The sequence below is a fragment of the Konateibacter massiliensis genome, assembly GCF_900184995.1.
GTDB classification, from domain to species: Bacteria; Bacillota; Clostridia; order Lachnospirales; family Lachnospiraceae; genus Lachnotalea; species Lachnotalea massiliensis.
On sequence record NZ_LT860098.1, the window covers coordinates 724604 to 743037 of the forward strand.

16 protein-coding genes are annotated in these 18434 nt (G+C 39.0%); 3 read left to right on the forward strand and 13 right to left on the reverse strand.

What is annotated here, in order from left to right:
• Position 1 precedes the first annotated feature (1 nt).
• The 13 genes from CTY48_RS04565 to CTY48_RS04625 all read right to left on the reverse strand — a co-directional run bounded on the left by CTY48_RS04565 (position 2) and on the right by CTY48_RS04625 (position 15178).
• Positions 2 to 1516 (reverse strand): FGGY-family carbohydrate kinase, encoded by a 1515-nt coding sequence (locus CTY48_RS04565; RefSeq protein ID WP_099467334.1) that lies wholly within the window; start codon positions 1514 to 1516, stop codon positions 2 to 4.
• A gap of 83 nt (positions 1517 to 1599) precedes the next feature.
• A complete protein-coding gene (locus CTY48_RS04570) occupies positions 1600 to 2904 on the reverse strand; it encodes a cupin domain-containing protein (protein WP_236354728.1) in 1305 nt (434 codons plus the stop codon).
• Between the two features lie 40 nt (positions 2905 to 2944).
• Positions 2945 to 3982 (reverse strand): aldose 1-epimerase family protein, encoded by a 1038-nt coding sequence (locus CTY48_RS04575; protein ID WP_180272636.1) that lies wholly within the window; start codon positions 3980 to 3982, stop codon positions 2945 to 2947.
• A 5-nt stretch (positions 3983 to 3987) separates the two neighbouring features.
• Complete coding sequence (locus CTY48_RS04580; RefSeq protein WP_099467336.1) at positions 3988 to 4419, reverse strand: RbsD/FucU family protein; 432 nt, start codon at positions 4417 to 4419, stop codon at positions 3988 to 3990.
• Between the two features lie 79 nt (positions 4420 to 4498).
• On the reverse strand, positions 4499 to 5530 hold the full coding sequence (locus CTY48_RS04585) for a substrate-binding domain-containing protein (protein ID WP_099467337.1): 1032 nt from the start codon (positions 5528 to 5530) through the stop codon (positions 4499 to 4501).
• A 66-nt stretch (positions 5531 to 5596) separates the two neighbouring features.
• On the reverse strand, positions 5597 to 6544 hold the full coding sequence (locus CTY48_RS04590; RefSeq protein WP_099467338.1) for an ABC transporter permease: 948 nt from the start codon (positions 6542 to 6544) through the stop codon (positions 5597 to 5599).
• 1 nt (position 6545) lies between these two features.
• Positions 6546 to 8048: a sugar ABC transporter ATP-binding protein gene (locus tag CTY48_RS04595; RefSeq protein ID WP_236354761.1), complete on the reverse strand. Its 1503-nt coding sequence runs from the start codon at positions 8046 to 8048 to the stop codon at positions 6546 to 6548.
• 268 nt (positions 8049 to 8316) lie between these two features.
• Positions 8317 to 9399, reverse strand: a complete 1083-nt coding sequence (locus CTY48_RS04600; RefSeq protein ID WP_099467340.1) for a LacI family DNA-binding transcriptional regulator — start codon at positions 9397 to 9399, stop codon at positions 8317 to 8319.
• A gap of 271 nt (positions 9400 to 9670) precedes the next feature.
• Positions 9671 to 10117, reverse strand: a complete 447-nt coding sequence (locus tag CTY48_RS04605; RefSeq protein WP_099467341.1) for a YaiI/YqxD family protein — start codon at positions 10115 to 10117, stop codon at positions 9671 to 9673.
• 9 nt (positions 10118 to 10126) lie between these two features.
• Positions 10127 to 10780, reverse strand: a complete 654-nt coding sequence (locus CTY48_RS04610) for a GTP pyrophosphokinase (protein WP_099467342.1) — start codon at positions 10778 to 10780, stop codon at positions 10127 to 10129.
• A gap of 134 nt (positions 10781 to 10914) precedes the next feature.
• Positions 10915 to 11442: a cob(I)yrinic acid a,c-diamide adenosyltransferase gene (locus tag CTY48_RS04615; protein WP_099467343.1), complete on the reverse strand. Its 528-nt coding sequence runs from the start codon at positions 11440 to 11442 to the stop codon at positions 10915 to 10917.
• Positions 11443 to 11606: 164 nt separating this feature from the next.
• Positions 11607 to 13394 carry an ABC transporter ATP-binding protein gene (locus tag CTY48_RS04620; RefSeq protein ID WP_099467344.1) on the reverse strand — a complete coding sequence of 596 codons (1788 nt, stop codon included), beginning with the start codon at positions 13392 to 13394 and terminating at the stop codon, positions 11607 to 11609.
• A 2-nt stretch (positions 13395 to 13396) separates the two neighbouring features.
• Positions 13397 to 15178, reverse strand: a complete 1782-nt coding sequence (locus tag CTY48_RS04625; protein ID WP_099467345.1) for an ABC transporter ATP-binding protein — start codon at positions 15176 to 15178, stop codon at positions 13397 to 13399.
• A gap of 168 nt (positions 15179 to 15346) precedes the next feature.
• On the opposite strand from CTY48_RS04625, the gene CTY48_RS04630 reads away from it, so the two are divergent.
• From CTY48_RS04630 to CTY48_RS04640, 3 genes are all read left to right on the forward strand, one after another.
• Positions 15347 to 16207 carry an AraC family transcriptional regulator gene (locus tag CTY48_RS04630; protein ID WP_099467346.1) on the forward strand — a complete coding sequence of 287 codons (861 nt, stop codon included), beginning with the start codon at positions 15347 to 15349 and terminating at the stop codon, positions 16205 to 16207.
• Between the two features lie 122 nt (positions 16208 to 16329).
• Positions 16330 to 16596, forward strand: a complete 267-nt coding sequence (locus tag CTY48_RS04635; protein ID WP_099467347.1) for a hypothetical protein — start codon at positions 16330 to 16332, stop codon at positions 16594 to 16596.
• Between the two features lie 40 nt (positions 16597 to 16636).
• Positions 16637 to 18415 carry a GGDEF domain-containing protein gene (locus CTY48_RS04640; protein ID WP_099467348.1) on the forward strand — a complete coding sequence of 593 codons (1779 nt, stop codon included), beginning with the start codon at positions 16637 to 16639 and terminating at the stop codon, positions 18413 to 18415.
• Positions 18416 to 18434: the final 19 nt, after the last annotated feature.

Below are 18434 nucleotides of genomic sequence, written 5' to 3' on the forward strand. Positions count from 1 at the left end.
TTTAATTCTTGAAGTGACTCCATGCACCGCCAAGTCCATCAATAACAGCACGATATGTTGCGTACTTTTCTTCGTAAATTTCTTTATATTCTACTCTTGGAACTATTGTTTTTGTAATGGTAACGGTACGTTTTACTGCATCCTGATAGTCGTTGTAAATCCCCGCAGCTATTCCTGCCGCCATAGCCGCTCCCTGGGCTCCAATTTCCTTATCTTCAATTACATCAATCGGAATCTGCAATGCATCTGCGAAAATCTGAATCCAGACATCTGAGTTTGCCGCTCCGCCTGATAAACTGATGCTTTTAGGCACCTCTCGATTTTTAAGTAATTTTTTTACATGTGTCACATGAGAAAATACAATTCCTTCATATACCGCACGCAGCATATGCTTTTTACTATGAAATGCTGTCAGCCCAATAAACGTCCCTTTCGCCAAAGGATCCTCATTTGATCCGTTCAAAAATGGCAAAAAGATAACATTACTATCCTGTGGTTCAATAGATGACACCCACTCATTGGTGATATCATAGATCGAACCCCGTGCCTCCTTTGCTCCTATCTTCTCATAATTCATTAAATTTTTAATAAACCACTCCATATTCCCGGCTGAAGTAGGACTGCTTTCTTCTACAAGAAAATATCCCGGGATACAAAAGAAAGAGTTTAAGTCCACCGTTCCATTTGTAACCGGCTCCTTTTTAATAAACTCATTGATACTCCAAGTCCCCGCAATCATACACATCTTCTCTTCATCCGATAGCCCAGACGCAATTCCGCAAGCATTTACATCAAACATACCTGCGGCAACCGGGATCCCTTCCGGCAAGAGCGTTTTTTCGCTTGCAGCTTTCGTAATATGACCACAAATATCAAAAGAATTTCGCAGCGGTGGGAGCTTGTCATAGCATTCCTCTATCCCAAAAAGTCTCATTAGCTCTTTATCATGCTGCTTTGTTGTGAAATTTACCAGATTAGAGCCTGAGCAATCTGTGTATTCGCTATATGCTTCACCGGTCAGCATGTAGCGGATATAATCTTTTACAGCAAAAATATACTTGGTTGCCTCTAACACCTCTGGTTTGTTTTCTTTAAACCAAGCAAGTAAGCTGACCGGCTGCACAGCCAATATTTCTTGGAATGTCATTTCATATACTTTTTCATTTGTACCATTCTGGTACCATCTTTCTACCTGTGCCCATGCGCGTGTATCCGTAGAAACAATGCCGTTATACGATGGCTTCCCATCATAACCAACCATGTATAATCCCTTTCCATGTCCTGAAAAAGATACCCCCGCAATATCCTCGGGATTAATTTCGCTCTTTTCAATTGCTTTTCTTATCGCCGCAACATTCACATCCCACAGCTCATCCATATTTCTCTCTGTATAACCAGATTTTGGCGTAATTGTCACCGTTGGCTCACTTGCGACAGAAATCTGCTTTCCGTTTTCATCGAATATTGCCACCTTTGAAAATGTTCCTCCATTATCAATTCCCATCAAATATTTCATGCTTTGTCCTTTCCGCTCCTTAAGATGAAATCAGCTTTTTACAAAGTCCGGAATAGCTTTTGTACTCCGGACTTTCCTTTGGATTAATTTTCTGATACCTCCGTCGGAACACCCGGACAATTTGGTCCAAAATGCTTCAGAAGAACCAAAGGCTCAACTTGACTTAAGTTTGTAATTGTAATGCCCTCTGTTGCTGCCTTTTCAGATACAAAAAACTCATCTGTGCTCTGCTGTCCAAAATGAAGAAGAGTAGCAGCCTCACAGTCATAAACTCCAAATTTGCCGTGTCCCTGCACAAAGATACAGCCATATGCAGCGCCGTCCTTAATCGTAACTGTTTGTCCCGGATTGATTGTCAATTCTTTTGCCGATATATATGGATTCGCATATGTGATCCACTTTTGTGTGTATTCCTTGGTCTCCGTTTCAATCAAAGGTTTGCGGAAATAATGTTTTCTGTAATGCGGATCCACATTTTTTTCCCAATCCAAAAGATTAAACACCGCATCAACACCATTGTCATCAGCTTCACATTCCTCATTAAGCATTTCATAAGGATAGATTTCTCCTGATACAATGTTTTCGTAAACTGAATTTACATCTGAATTCCACTGCGGTTCGTATGTAAGAACCGATGCCGGTGCGTGAATCACTCCTGCCGGTGTATACCATCCCGTTCCCAGCTCAATTCTGTAAGCCCTTGAAATATCTGTTATTCTTGTATCATCATCCGCAAAACGGCGAATTCTTTCCTTCACTTCTTCCGGTTGAATATCCGGATCAAATCCAAAATATGTATAATTTGCTTCTCCCAGATGATTATTTAGCTGTTTTGGAAAATAGTAACATTCTGGTTTTCCAAGTTTTCCTACTTTGGCTGCATCTTCAAATGTTAAATGCAAATGATGGAATAATGGATTCTCGTTATCAAAATACTTGGAGTACATCGGCCAGCCATTGTATTTCTCCATGAGCTCTTTTCCCACTAAATCTTCGCCCAGAACTTTAACTGCTGTTCTCAAAGAAAATTTTTCATCAGAGTTATAGTCCACGCATACATACGCCATACCTTCATCTGCTTTTGCAAGTACACCATTTTGGGCTGCAATTGTTGAGGCAAACCATCTTTCAGTAATAGACCCTCTTTCCATACCAAATGCAAAATAATCATCCGGATGAAGTTTTAGTCTGTGACCTGCTTTTCCAAATCTTCTCGGAACAAAAGCCGGAAAGAGACGTAATACCCCTTCTCCTTTTTCAAAGGTACTCTTAACAACCGCTTCATCCTCTGTTGCATCTGAAACAACCAAATTTCCGGTTGCTTTTGCCTCTGCAAGTCTTGCATCCAGCTCATCTCCTGCTTTTATTGTCAATTCTTTTTCTGTCATATCCATATTCCTTTCTTTCGCTGCACTTAACAACTCTTTGTTAAAATCTTTGTTTTATCGCTTCAAACTCTTCGTGACTATTTAATATACAAAACGTAATGGTGTGTTCCATACATTCGCCAGGATTAATGTATTTCATGGATCCATTCAGGGTGGCGTCCTCAATTCCGTCAATCGTAGAATTACACGGCTCTAATCCCATTACATAATCGCCTGCGCCCATCATTTTCCACTGCATAAAATGATCTAGAGAATTTGTATCAAATTCAATTGCCACTCCCATATTCAATTCTTTATTAAAAACTGCTACTGCCGTCATTTTTTGCTCATCACTTTTTAATGTGTGATAATAGCACATTTCCTCATAATTCGGATCAGGAAGCTGGGCCTTCATCCAGTCCTTAATTCCTTCTTTTGCATGAGCATTTCTGGCTTTTATTTCCTTTGACGGAATAAATATCTCGCTTTCTGAAGTCAAAATAGGATATCCAATATTACAGTGATAAAGAATCATATGACGCGCTTTTTTATATCCTTCATTTACCACTCTGTCTTTAATTGTAATTTTTCTCTCTTTATAGCCACATTTTATTTCTCTTTTAAGCGCCAGCTTATCTCCAAAAACAATTGCATCTCTGACTGTACCGGTTATCTTTACATAAGGGTTATCTTCCTCGTCCTCTATCACATACGTGACATCCTCTGCCGGGGTGTGGGAAGCATTTCCATGAAGACCATATTTATTTCCTTCATATTCACATGGCGCCCCTGCTATTTTTAGTCCGCAGGTTGTCATAAATCCCGCTGTAAAGCTCTTAAGAAATCCCAGGCCCTTGTCATCAAAGTACTCAGGAGATACTATTCCGCAAGGAGATATAAATCCAAAGTTTTCTCCCAAAAAATCAAGGTTTGTAATATCCAGTCCACGACTTACATTCACCTCAAAATGTATTCCAGAACGATTTTGAACATCAATCATCGTCACACCATTGGCCTTACCATCTTGAAGTTGAATTTTCTTTGCTCTAATTAATTGGTCTCTATGACCAACATATTTTTTTTCTTCTTTATAGTTCATAATCGTTAAACACATACACCTTTCTGCAAAATAATATTGCCATAACGTGATGTATCTCCTGTTTGAATTACTACATATGCTTTTTCAGCCTCTTCATAAAATTTCAATCTTTCCAGATAAACAAACTCCTTGAATGCCTTATCCGTATCATACTGTTTAAGAAGCTTTTTATAAGTTTCCCAAATAGTAACTTCTGGCTCATGCGGCAGCTTTTCCATTAAACGTACAGAATTATCTACAAAATAATCCAAGGGATAAAACGGAAGAATGGCTTCTAACAATTCAGGTATCTCTACACTGTCCATGCGAACAACACGTTTTGCATGAGCCGTTCCCGGAAACCCCGCATCTGCAATCACGATATAATCGGAGTGACCCATTTCCATCATGTATTTCACCAAATCCGGAGGAAGAATTTTCGGTATTTTTTTCAACATATTTACACCTTCTTTGTCAATAAAAGGTATCATCGAGTGATACCTTTATATTGTTGTGAGTTTTTATTTTAAAATAAAATTATTTTGAAATTGCTTCCACTCCACCTGTAAGGTAAGCATCTACATTATCTTTTGTGATTGCTTGGAAAGGAATACGTGTATCTGCTTCATAGTCTTCTCCTTTTACAATCTTAATCGCTACATCAACAGCTCCAGCTCCCTGTCCTGATGAATCCTGGAGTACAGAAACTCCTTGCTCTCCATTTTTAACTGCTTGAACCGCATCATCAAGTCCATCAACGCCACCGATTACAACGTCAGTTCTTCCTGCTGCTTTACAAGCTGAAAGTGCACCTAAAGCCATATCATCATTTTCACACACAATACCTTTAAGCTCATCGCCATATGTAGTTAACCAGTCCTCTGTAAGTGCCATTGCCTCATCACGTTTCCAGTTAGCTGTCTGTACTGAAAGCACCTCGAAATTGTCAAGCATTCCGACTTTCTCAAATCCAGCGTAACGACCAACCTGTCCCGACTGTCCCATAGGTCCTTCAATAATACAAATCTTTGATCCTTTTTCAAGGTTTTCATTGAACCATGTTCCAAGAATTTCACCCGATTCTTGATCTGTACATCCTACAAATGCAGTATAGTCCTTGTCGGCAATATCACCATTGCAAATAACAATCGGAATTCCTGCTTCTTTTGCCATAGATACTACCGGCGCACTTCCCTCAACATCCTGCGGAATAACAATCAGTACATCAAGGTTTTGAGCAATCAATGTTTCAACATCACTAATCTGTTTGTTGACATCTCCTTGTGCATCAGCCATTACAAGCTTTACACCGCTTGCATCTGCCTCAGCCTGTGCTGCATCTGCGATAGCTTTAACAAACATATCTGAATTTGTTTTTGAGGAAAATCCAATTGTAATTTGATCTCCTGAAGCCTCGTCTGTTGTTTTCTCTGCTGTCGTTGAATCCGTGTTTTCTGCTGTTGCTGAATCTGTGTTTCCTGTTGTTGCTGAATCTGTGCTTCCGCATCCTACTACCATTGACATAACCATAGCTGTTGCTAACAATGCTCCTAATACCCTCTTTTTCATTTTGTAAATCCTCCTTTAATTTGTTTGGTGTTTTATGTTTAATATCATGTTGATATTAAAGCCACTTTACTTTTTCATTCTCTTTGAATACATATCTAAAAATACTGCAAGGACAATTAATATTCCCTTAACGATTTGTTGATAAAACGAGTTAATATTTAAAAGATTCATGGAGTTAGTCACCAGTCCCAAAATCATAAAACCAAAAACTGTTCCCGTAAGAGAGCCTACACCACCTGACATACTGGTTCCGCCAATAGCTGTCGCAGCAATTGCATCCAATTCATAGCCCTCACCGGCAGTCGGTTGTCCTGAGCTGATACGAGCCGAAAGGATTAGTCCTACAATGGCAGCGCAGAATGCAGAAATTACATAAACCATAAGCTCTACTCTTTTTGTTCTTACACCGGAAAGCTTTGCTGCATTTTTATTGCCACCAATGGCAAATACATAGCGGCCAAAGGTTGTCGTTTTTAAAATAATTAACCCTGCTGCAACTACAAGCACAAGAAGAATGATTGGAATAGGTATTGCACCCACATATCCTTGACCGATTGCAAGAAACGCTTCATCCTTGATGGTGAATGGCTTTCCATCCGAAAAAGCAAGTGCTATACCACTTCCCATAGTAACCGTGGCTAACGTTGCGATAAACGGCTGAAAACCAACATAAGCAACCATTACACCGTTGAAAGCTCCAAAAACAAGTGAAATTGAGACAGCTGCAAGACACGCTACAAGCCAATATGTTCCCTGCTCCAGCAAATATCCCGCAATAACACTAGTTATCGCTACAACAGCTCCCACCGAAAGATCAATTCCTCCTGTCAATATAACAAAGGTCATTCCAACCGCAATAATTCCATTAATTGAAATTTGTCGAATAATATTAATGATATTTTTTGATGTCATAAACACTGGTGATGCAAAGGTCATTACTATTACAATCGCAAGAATTACAAATACAAGTGCAAAACTTCTGAGCGATGTTCCTCTTTCTTTAAACTTTTCCATGTTAATCTCCTCCTAGTGCTAATTTCAAAATTGTCTGCTGGCTTTTTATCTCTTCTGCTTCTAGTTCTCCTACAACCTTACCGCCTGCCATAATGACTACTCTATCGCTCATTCCAATCAGTTCAGGCATTTCTGAAGAAATCATAATAATTGCAATACCCCTTTTTGTCATCTCCTGCATAAGACTGTAAATTTTTGCTTTTGCGCCAACGTCTATACCTCTTGTTGGTTCATCCATAATCAATACCTTTGGTTCTGAAAGCATACACTTCGCTAATACTACTTTTTGTTGATTTCCACCAGATAAACTGCTTGCCATATCTTCAATTCCATTCATCTTAGTTGTCATCTGTTTTGCATACTCGTCGCATACCTTTTTTTCTTTAGGCTGATTAATAAATCCTGCTTTACTTAGTTTGTTGAAATTTTGCACCGAAATATTTTCTTTAATATTCCTATCCAGAATTAATCCCAACTCTTTTCTATCCTCTGAAGCCATAATAATATGATTTTTAATCGCATCACTTGGATGCTTAATTTTAATTGCCTTACCTTCAAGGGTAACCTCTCCGGAGTCTAACGAATCGTATCCGACCAACGCTCTCATTACTTCACTTCGCCCAGCGCCTACAAGCCCGGACATACCCAAAATTTCTCCCGCATGTACTTTTAAATTTACCTTTTCAAATACACCTTTTTTTGTAAAATTCTTAAGTTCAAGAACTACATCACCTTTTTTAGCAGTATTCTTTGGATACCCACCTTCCAATTCACGGCCAACCATCATATTAATTAATTCTTCCGGTGTCGCTTCTGAAACCTTAACACATCCAATAAATTTGCCGTCTCTTAAGACTGATACTCTATCAGCTAACTTAAATACTTCTTCCATTCGATGAGATATGTAAATAATCCCAACTTTTTTTGATTTTAAATTATCAATAATTTGAAACAATATATCCGTTTCTTTATTTGAAAGTGATGACGTTGGTTCATCCATAATAATAATTTTTGAATTGTAAGATACAGCCTTTATAATTTCCATCATCTGTATCTGAGCAATATTCAAATTTTTCATTTTCATTTCTGGTTTGATAAATTCTGAAAGCTCATACTCATCAAGTAATCTTTGGGTCTTTCGGTTTAATTCTTTCTTGTTTACAAACGGCAGCCCCTTTATCTTTTTTTCTTCTCTTCCAAGATAGACATTCTCAGCAACTGTCATTTCAGGAATTGGGCTTAGTTCCTGATGGATCATAGAAATTCCTGCAGCTAGCGCTTCACTTGCAGATGTAAAATTTACATCTTGTCCGTCAAGACGAATCTTCCCTTCATCTTTTGTGTAAATTCCCATAATAATTTTCATCAAGGTCGATTTCCCCGCACCGTTCTCTCCCATTAGAGCATGCAGCTCACCCGGTACAATAGAAAGCTCTGCGCCACTCAATACGGGTACCCCACCAAAGGATTTGCATAGACCTGTAGCTTCTAGGACATATTCCATATCTTTCACCTTTATTCCTTCCTGTTTGGAAAAACGTTTTTCTACGATTAATATACTCTTTGCTAGTACTTTTGTCAATAAATCAATTTATTATTTTAATTTTTCTGTCATATTTAATATATTTTATCAGTGATTTTTATACAAATTGCACATCTATATTGAATAAATTAATGAACATCATTATCATTTAGAGAAACGTTTTTTCATTTTAAGCAAAAAAAAGACTGACTATACGCCAGTCTTTTCTTAAATAAAAGCATTTCATTTTTTACCACTCATTTAAATCCCAGTCTTCCGTTACTCCCTCCATTGTAGACTTCCGTATAACCAAACGGCTTTCCAGCTTTATACCAACCGCTAAATCATTTTTACCTTGTTGTTCAATTCTATCAAACAATATCTCCGCGGCTTTCTTTCCAGCCGTTTTCTTCTGAATATGTATTGTTGAAATTGGTGGCTCTACAATGCTGGATACAAAAACATCATCATATCCTATTAGCTTTATTTCTTCCGGTACTGCCTTCCCCTTTTCTTTTAGTACCCTAAGGGCTCCAATTGCCATCTGATCATTGCTGCAAAACACCCCATCCATATCGGGCACGTCATTCAGCAGTTTTTCCATCGCAATATAGCCGCTTTGATGAGTATAGTCTCCATATGCAATCATTGTATCCTTATCCAATTCCAAGCAATTTTCAGCCAAACATTTTTCGTATCCTTCAATACGCTCCTGAACAATCTGCAATTCATTTGATCCGGCGATATGGCATATTTTTTTACATCCGCACTCAACCAGATGCTGAACTGCCTTTTGGGCATTACTATAGTTATCAAAATAGACAGAATCAATTCCTATCCTAGTTAAATCTCTCTCCAAACTTACGATTGGCGTTTTTTTATGTCTTTGATCTGCCATTTTTTTCAAATCAATAAAATATTTATCTTGGCCGATTCCTGATATTGACGAAACAAAAATAATTCCATCCACACGACTCGCTAATAGTTTATAAAACAGCTCCCTTTCTTTTTCAAGTGCTGTTATTCCTCCTCTTTTCCCATTTACATCACAGATAATTATTTTATATCCTCTTTCATCTGCAACTGTGTTAATCCCTCTTACAACATAAGGATAAAAAACTCCACACATGTCCTCTGTAATTACACCAATGGTGCCAGATTTTTTACTCTTCATACTGGCTGCAATGGGATTCACTTCATATCCCAAATCTTCAACTGCTTTTTCTACTCGCTCTGCTAATTCGGGGCTGACATATTTTGATTTATTCAGTACATTTGATACTGTAGAAATAGAAACTCCCGCCCGAACTGCCACATCTTTTATACTAATCATATTATCATCCTATCCATTTTTTTCTTTTTAATTTTTCTCCGACTTTTCTCGTAAAACGTTTTTCTCATTCTTTTCTACATAATATACCTACTTTTATATCTTGTCAACTTTTACCATTAGTTTACAGTGCCCGGAGAACTTTTCTAGGATATTAAAAAACACCTGAAAACATTAAACATGCTTTCGGGTGTCTTATCCTTTAAGAAAAGGCTACTATCAACTATCTTAACTAATTAACATTATTGGGAAACAGGCTCTTTGCCCTATTTCTCTACTTAACAGCTTTCTCAATCAATCTCTCAAAAGCCTCCACAAATCGTTCATCATCCTCCATAGTCCGTTTCCTAGGTCCTTTCAGATGATTTTTCCCGGATGCCCGCCGTGCCTTTTTGCTTATATGTCTCTCCATCAGCATCTGGTCTATATTATCATTTGTGTACCATTTCCCGGATTGGTGAATGCAAAATGCACCCTTTCCAAGCGCCATCGCTGCCACTCCATAATCCTGTGTGACAACGATATCGCCCCTGCTGCACAGATTAATCAGTGCAAAATCAACCGCATCCGCTCCTGCGCCGATTATTTTTATTTCACTATAATTTGACGTAAGCACATGGTTGGTATCACAGAGCAATGTTACCGGAATATTGTGTTCTTTTGCAATTTTTTCTACAATTCCTACTACCGGACAGGCATCAGCATCTACAAATATTTTCATTTTGCTCCTCTACACCGCTTCCTTGCTTTCACCGCTCTCACACCGCTTAATTGCCTCATTCAAGGACAACATCCTCGCATCCAGCATAGACACCATGTCAGCGCATTCCTTTAAATCCGCCTGAATGGTATCCGGCGCATTTCCCTCAAATTTATAATAAATCTTATGCTCCAGGCTTGCCCAGAAATCCATCGCAATGGTTCGAATTTGTATTTCCACCTTCGTGTCAACCACCTTATCTGACATAAAAATCGGAACAGTCACAACCAAATGATAGCTTTTATAACCGCTCTCCTTCGGGCTTTCAATATAATCCTTGACCGCCAATATTTTCAAATCACTCTGGTTGCTCAATATCTCTGCAATCCGATAAATATCCGACGTAAAAGAGCAGGTGATTCTCACGCCTGCAATGTCATTAATATACTTCACCATATTGTCAATCGTTGATTCATGCCCTTCTCTTTTCAACTTTTTGACAATGCTTTCCGGTGTTTTTAACCTTGATTTCACATGCTCAATCGGATTGTATTGATGCACATGCTGAAACTCGTCATTCAATATATCAATTTTTGTCACAATTTCTTTTAATGCTGATTTATACAAAAACATAACTGTTTTCCAAGAATCAATATCATCATAAAATACTTCCGTAAAATCCATAAATTCACTTCCCTCTTAGCTTACTGCGGTCTTATACCAGTATGCATGATATAATCGCCTATGAAATAATTATACCATAAGCAAGCGGATTTGTGTTTATTTGACAAAAATTTCACAATATTTTAAGGATTTCGTTATTTTTCTATTCCGTATCTCGCACTCAAGCCTTGGTCAAAAGGGTGCTTGATTTTTTTTATCTCGGACACATAGTCGGCGGCATCCAAAAGCGCGGCGCTTGGGGAATTGCCGGTCATAACTACCTCTAGATCTTCGGGCTTTTCTTTCAAATAGGAGAGTATCATCTCTTCACTGATAAGCCCTGCCCGTATCGTGTATATCACTTCGTCAAGAAGGAGCATATCAAACTGCTCAGCCTCAGCTCTTCTGGTAATTTCCTTAAACTTATCCGTATAAAAGCGAAGACGCTCTGCTTTTTCCTGCTCGGTCATCTGAAAACTGAATTTCTCCTGCTCCAAACCGTCCACTATTGTAATATTCGAGATTTGATTTAACACATTTCTCTCACTCGTTGTATTGTCCTTCATAAACTGATAGATAAGCACCTTCATGCCAAACCCAGCCGCGCGGATAGCAAGCCCCATAGCAGACGTGGTTTTTCCTTTTCCGTCCCCGCAGTAAATGTGTATTTTTCCTGTTTCCATGCTGTAACCCTCCTATTTCTTATACGCAAGAAATCCTAATGAGATTTTTATGATACAAAATGTGCCCCAGCATATTTTTGCGCCGAGGGCGGACACGCAGCCGACATCTTCCTCACGCTCGAGTGCGCATCTTTTTCTTGTATCATAAAAATCCAAAAGGATTTTTATGATACAAGAAAACTGTACTGCGACATATAAAGATTATAATATTCTCCCTTCTGCTCAATCAGTTCCTCATGATTTCCCATCTCTTTAATCTGCCCCTTGTCAATATACATGATACAATCGGCATTTTTAATTGTAGACAGTCTATGAGCGATGATAAAGGATGTTCTTCCCTCCAAAAGCTTTGCAAGTCCTTCCTGCAGCATCATTTCCGTCTCGGTGTCGATGCTTGAGGTTGCTTCGTCTAGAATCAATATTTTCGGGTTTGCAAGCAACGCTCTTGCAAAAGAGATAAGCTGTCTTTGTCCTTGGGAAAGTCTGCTTCCTCGCTCGTTTACCTCCGTATTATACCCCATTTCCATATCCATTATAAAATCATGAGCACATACGGTTTTTGCCGCCAAGACGACCTCTTCATCCGTTGCCTCCTTGTTTCCGTAGCGAATATTATCCATGATAGTACCGGAGAAAATAAAGCTGTCCTGCAGCATAACGCCCATCTGCTTTCGAAGAGACTGGATTGTCACCGTATTAATGTCAATGCCGTCAATTAATATCTGTCCGGACTGAATATTGTAAAAGCGGCTTAGCAGGTTGATAATCGTTGTTTTTCCGGCTCCTGTCGGTCCCACGATAGCGTAGGTCTCTCCTTTTTTTGCCCCAAAACTTACCTGATCCAAACGCTTGATTCCATCATCATAGGCAAAATCTACCTTTTTAAATTCCACCTCACCCTTAATTTCAGGCATTTCAGTTGCTCCCTCTGCATCCTTTACCAAAACCGGCTCATCTATTGTCTCAAAGATTCGCTCCAAATAGGAAATGGAAGTTAGAAGAGAGTTATAAAAGCTTGCAAGTGTTGTAATCGGTGTCCAGAAACGACTGATATATCCGGTGAAGGCAATCAGAACACCTGCCGTGATTGCAGCTTCTCCGCCGAGCATCCAGTTGATTCCAAGCACAAACACCAAAGACGTTGTCAAAACGGATATCGTATCTACAATCGGGGAAAGCATCATATTATAGCGCACTGCTTCCATCCATGCACTCCGGTAATCGCTGCTTAATTGGTTGAATATATTTCGGTTCGTCTCTTCCCTTACAAAGGACTGCGTTACGCGGATACCGTTTAAGCTCTCCGCTATGTAGGCGTTTAGATTGGACTGTTTATTGCTCTCAATCTGCCATGCCCTTCTCTGCTTTTTCTTAACCGTCCAAATCAGAGCCGCCAAAACCGGAATACCGCACATACAGATGATTGCCAGCTTTACGTTAATACTCAGCATGAAAAAGATGATAAAAATTAAGCTGCACAAATCGGTAATCGTGTTTACAATACCATTGGAAAGCAAATCACTTAGATTATTTACATAGTTTACCACACGAACCTGAATTTTTCCATGCGGTCTGTCATCATAGTAGGAAAACGGCAGCTCCTGCAAATGGACAAACAAGTCTTTTCGCAGCGCGTGAATAACATTTTGTCCGACGCGGTTCGTGAGAATAATTTTCGTTTTGAGACTGACACATACAATAACGGCAATCACCATTGTTGCAACACTGAGTATTACAATTCCCTTTATATTTCCGGCAGGAATATAATCGTCCATAATCGTCATAAAAAATCTTGGCGTCAGCATGGAGAGAGCACTGGATACAAGCATAATAATAATCGCTTTTATCATGTCCGCCTTGTAGGGTCCGACATAGTGCGCCAGACGCTTTAATTGCCCCAAATCAAAGCCAGAATCTAAGGTTTCATCAATATCATATTTATTTCTAGCCATAATTATTTCCTCCTCTTCTGCCCTTTTATGTATTCTTTAAAATCCTTGTTGTTTTTCAAATGATTAAATTCTCCGTACTGGTGGCTGAACACGGTATGATAATAGCCCTTCTTCTCAATAAGCTCCTCATGTGTTCCCTGTTCCACAATCCTTCCGTTATTCAGTACAAGAATGACGTCTGCATCCTTAATTGAAGAAATTCGATGCGCAATGATAAACACGGTCTTTTTATTCTGTAAGCCCGAAAGCTCCTCCTGAATTCTCGTCTCCGTCTCCATATCAACCGCCGATGTCGTATCGTCCAAAATGATGATGGCAGGATCGGTTAAAAGTGCCCGCGCAAGCGAAATTCTCTGCTTCTGTCCTCCGGAAAGTCCCATTCCCCGCTCTCCTACAATAGTATCGTATCCGTCCGGCATTGCTCTGATAAAACCATCTGCATTTGCCACCTTCGCCGCCCATTCTACCTCCTCAAAGGAGCAGTCCGGTCTGCCATAGGCAATATTTCCCTCAATCGTATCGGAAAATAGAAATACGTCTTGCATTGCCATTCCGATATTCTGGCGAAGCGAATACAAATCCATATCTTTTACATTGATGTCGTCGACATAAATGTTTCCCTGCGTTGCATCATAAAAGCGGCACATAAGATTCATAAGCGTGGACTTTCCTGCTCCGGTCGCTCCGATGATACCTACCGTCTGTCCGGATTTGATTTCAAAGTCCACGTCATGCAGGATATCCTCGTCATCCGCATAATAGGAAACGTGTTCAAAGCGCACGGTACCCTTTAGCTTCTTCTTCACAACAGCATTCTTCGGCCTCTGGATATCCGGCTCATGGCTAATTGTGGAAAATATTTTCTCAATGGATGTCATAAATCTCTGAATATCATTAATCAGCCAGCCCGCAGTACGAAGCGGGGTGGTGAGCATCCACAGATAACCGTTTATCGTTACCATATTTCCAAGTGTCATCTGACCGCGCACTACCATAATTGCGCCCGGAAGCATTAAAATAAAGGTCAGCACGTTTGACAAAAATTCGAAAACCGGTATGTACTTTGCCCATATATCGGCACCCTCCAACTGTACTTCTCTGAAATTATCATTTTCCTTATTAAATTTTTCTATCTCATAGTCTTCTTTTGCAAAAGCTTTTACAACTCTGTTTCCACTTATATTCTCCTGTGCAAACGCATTGAGGCTTGAAAATGCAAGTCGGTTTTTCACAAAAGCAGGCTTGATTTTTTTCACCTGAAGATAGGTCGTGAGTGCCGTAAATGGCAGAACAACAATCATCAAGAGCGCCATCTTCACATTAACCGTAAACATCATAATAAGCGCAAAGACAAACACAAAGACAGATTCCATTGTGGCATAGATGACATGCGCAATAAAATGTCTGATTGCATCCATATCTCCGGTCTGTCTTGACATCAAATCACCGGTTCGGTTCTTATTATAAAAAGTAAAGTCCTGCAAAAGCAGTCTCTTATAAACGGAATCTCGCAGGCTGTAGAGTGTACCCTGAGACGCCTTTTCCATAGTCATAATCATAACAAAACGAATTATGCTTCGGACAATCGTTGTCGCTACAAGGAGCAAAATCAGCTGCGGCAGTAAACCTGTCTGTCCTCCCTTTATAACGAGATCTACAATTGACCCTGAAACCTTCGGGCTGATAACCGCCAGCGCTGACGCAATGGGGATAATTGCCAGTCCGGTCAAAATATATCTGGCGTATTTTCTTAGATGTGTATAAAACCACTTATACGGTGTCATAACCAAATTCCCTTCCTTTTATCTTTATCGTTATTGGAGTATATCGAAATTTAGCCCAAAATAAAATGTACTTTTCGACACACATGATGTATATTATTATAAAGAAGCATGATAAAATATGAGTATTAAAAAGGTTTTTGGCAATATCTTTAAGCAACGGAGGAACATATGTGTGACTGCAGATTCGACATTACTTACAATGATTTAAACCCTACGGTACTATTTGTAAGCAAGGGAAAAATGACGAAAAATTCCCGTTACCACAATCACGATTTCACGGAAATCACCTTTATTTTGTCCGGCAAGGGTCAATACCTTGTGGAGGGCATTACCTATGACGTTTCTGCCGGTGATTTATTAATCTGTAATTCCGGTGTAAACCATAATAATATAGTATTGAATGAAAAGGAGCCGACCACAGAATTTTTCGTGGGCTTTACGAATTTCCATTTTAAAAATATGCCGTGTAATATCATTACTTTAAAAAACGGAGATTATTTGATGCGAACAAACAGCAAGCTCAGACAAGAGCTTATCAAGTGCTGTTATGCGATGCTTGCCGAGAACGAGACAAACCAAGCCGGAAAATATTTTATGATAAAGGCAAATTTAATTCAGTTTCTCCTTCTCATCATTCGCCAGAATGTGGAACCTAGCCATCCGCAGGAGAGCTATCATTTTGACAGCCACCACAAAAATGATGTGGTAAATCAGATTATTTCTTATCTGGACACTCATTATAATGAGAAAATTTCGCTGGATAATATTGCACAGAATATGTATTTAAGCTCCGTTTATATCTCCAAAATTTTCAAGGATGAGACGGGTGAGTCACCGATTAACTATTTAATTAAAATAAGGCTTGAGAAGGCAAAGGAGATGCTTGTTTCGCTTCACTCGGACAGTATCAAGGAGATTGCCAATCTGGTCGGCTATGATGATGTATATCATTTTAGCAAGCTGTTTAAGAAATATTATGGGATTTCACCGCTGCATTACAGAAAGAGCATGGTAGAGAGAGTGGGCTAAATAATTTTGATTTTTACGATAAACAGTTTGTGAAACCTATTTATAAGTGTTATAATAATATTTGTATGGTACAATTTTCCTACTTCCATATTTTAGTTATTTAAAGAAAGGATTTTTAACCTATGTTCCGTTTGTGGGCTAAAATATATACAAGCAATCGCCTTATTAAGGATATAACAATCGAAGATGATTCCGCAGATACCAGAACTCACAAGGTTTTTCATGCATTGGAACAGATTTGCTATGCGTTTGACCTTAGTAAACCGATTTGGCTTGAATCAAATATCAAGGAATTTAAGCATCACAGTAAGGCTCGCTTTACAAAGGATTCTTTTGTTGACGAAATTGATTTTGATTTTTTGGAAATTCACGTGATTGAAGAAGACTAACTTATTAATCATTTGTTTTTAATTACAGGGGTGGGTATAAATGCAGGATATTTCTTTTCATTCTATTTCCGATTCCAGAATTCCGATTGCAATTACAGATTTGAAGCTGACACTGCAATACGGAAATAAGTCTTTGTACACGTTAATCGGAAATGATCTGTTTTTTTCCATTTATAAGGTAGTACTTCCCAAAGACCGTGCTCGTCTGACAGAGTGTATTAAGTCCATTGAGAAAAGAAAAAGCGTCACTGATGTTTTTTCAATTTTATACAGCGATAATGAATATCATCATATGCTTCTCAATTTTAATTACATCGAGGCGAACAGGCTGATAAGAATTGAATTTCAGTATTTATCCGATATTATAAATGAGCATGCCCGCCTTGAGCACGAGCTTATAAAATATCAATCCCTATTTACGCTTGCGGGGGACAATATTTTTGAATACGACCCGGAAACCGATAAATTCAAGTTTTACTGGGTCAATGATAAGCAGAATGTCATGTATTTTAACGGCCTCTTTTCCACATGGAAGGAGGATGTCCAACATCATGATTATATTTCCTGTGTGGATTGGTCTGTCTTTTTTGATATGTGTGAGTCCATCCAAAATTGCATCAAAAGTTTTGAATACCAGCTTACCTCCAGTATTTTATCCGATGGTGAGATTTTTGAGACGACCAAGGTGAAGGGTCTTACAATCAAAAACCATCAGCATAAAAAAATAGTGGTTGGGGTCTGGTTTTCTTTTAATGCGATTCATGAGCTCAAAGAAAATCACTTTATGGACACCCTGCACAAAGACGAACTAACCGGGCTTTTAAATAAAAGAGAAATCACAAAATATGCCGAGAAAACCTTGCGCCATTCTCCTGAAAACAACGTCTATTTGTTTATTATGGACCTCGATAATTTCAAGCAGTGCAACGATACGTTCGGGCATATGTTCGGCGATGAAATCCTAAAGGATGTTGCCGCAATTTTGAAAAATACGATACAGCAGCATGGTGTAGCCGGACGCATCGGCGGTGATGAGTTTTTGGTTATTTTGGAAAATATAGATTCTGAGGCTCTCCTTCGAAATATGCTCCGCTCTATCCGTGCCAATATTCAGTGGCTTTATCGCGAAAAGCTCTCTGCCTTTCAGCTTGGCTGTTCGATGGGCGTTACCTGCTATCCCAGAGACGGCGAAAGCTATGACACGCTGTTTAAGGTTGCCGATTATTCGCTGTATATTGCTAAAAACAAAGGGAAAAACCGTTATATTATATATGATCACCAGCTTCACGGTCCGGTTTCCTGCAATTGTGCCGATAATTCCATCCTCACACAGATAGCTCCTAAAACAGCAACAGCAACCTTGGCTGACGTAAAAAAGCAAACCTCCCTGCTTTACTCTGAAGGAAAATATGCGTTAGCTGATATGCTTAAAACTTTAAAAGAGTTTTATGATTTACATAATATATCCATTTATGTTTCAGGTGAGCTCCATGAAAATTTAAGCTTTGATGATGAAAATGTGCTCGTTTCTCTTCCGGCACTTTTTCAAGATGACTATCTGGCACAGTTTGAAGAGGAGGAGGATTCCTATTGCGCCGCAAACATCCGTAATTTTGAGTTTATATATGGTGAAATTTATAATTATTTCGCAAGTATTTCCTCCACCTCCTACTATCAGTGTCTGTTGTTGGATTCAGAGGACAATATGCAGGGAATTATCAGCTACGAACGTTCCACCATTCACTGCTCGTGGCCTAATGATACAAGACAGATGCTTTCTTTGATTAGCCGGATTATCGGGAATGTTTTATTTGGATGATTTTAAAAAGATGGGGGTA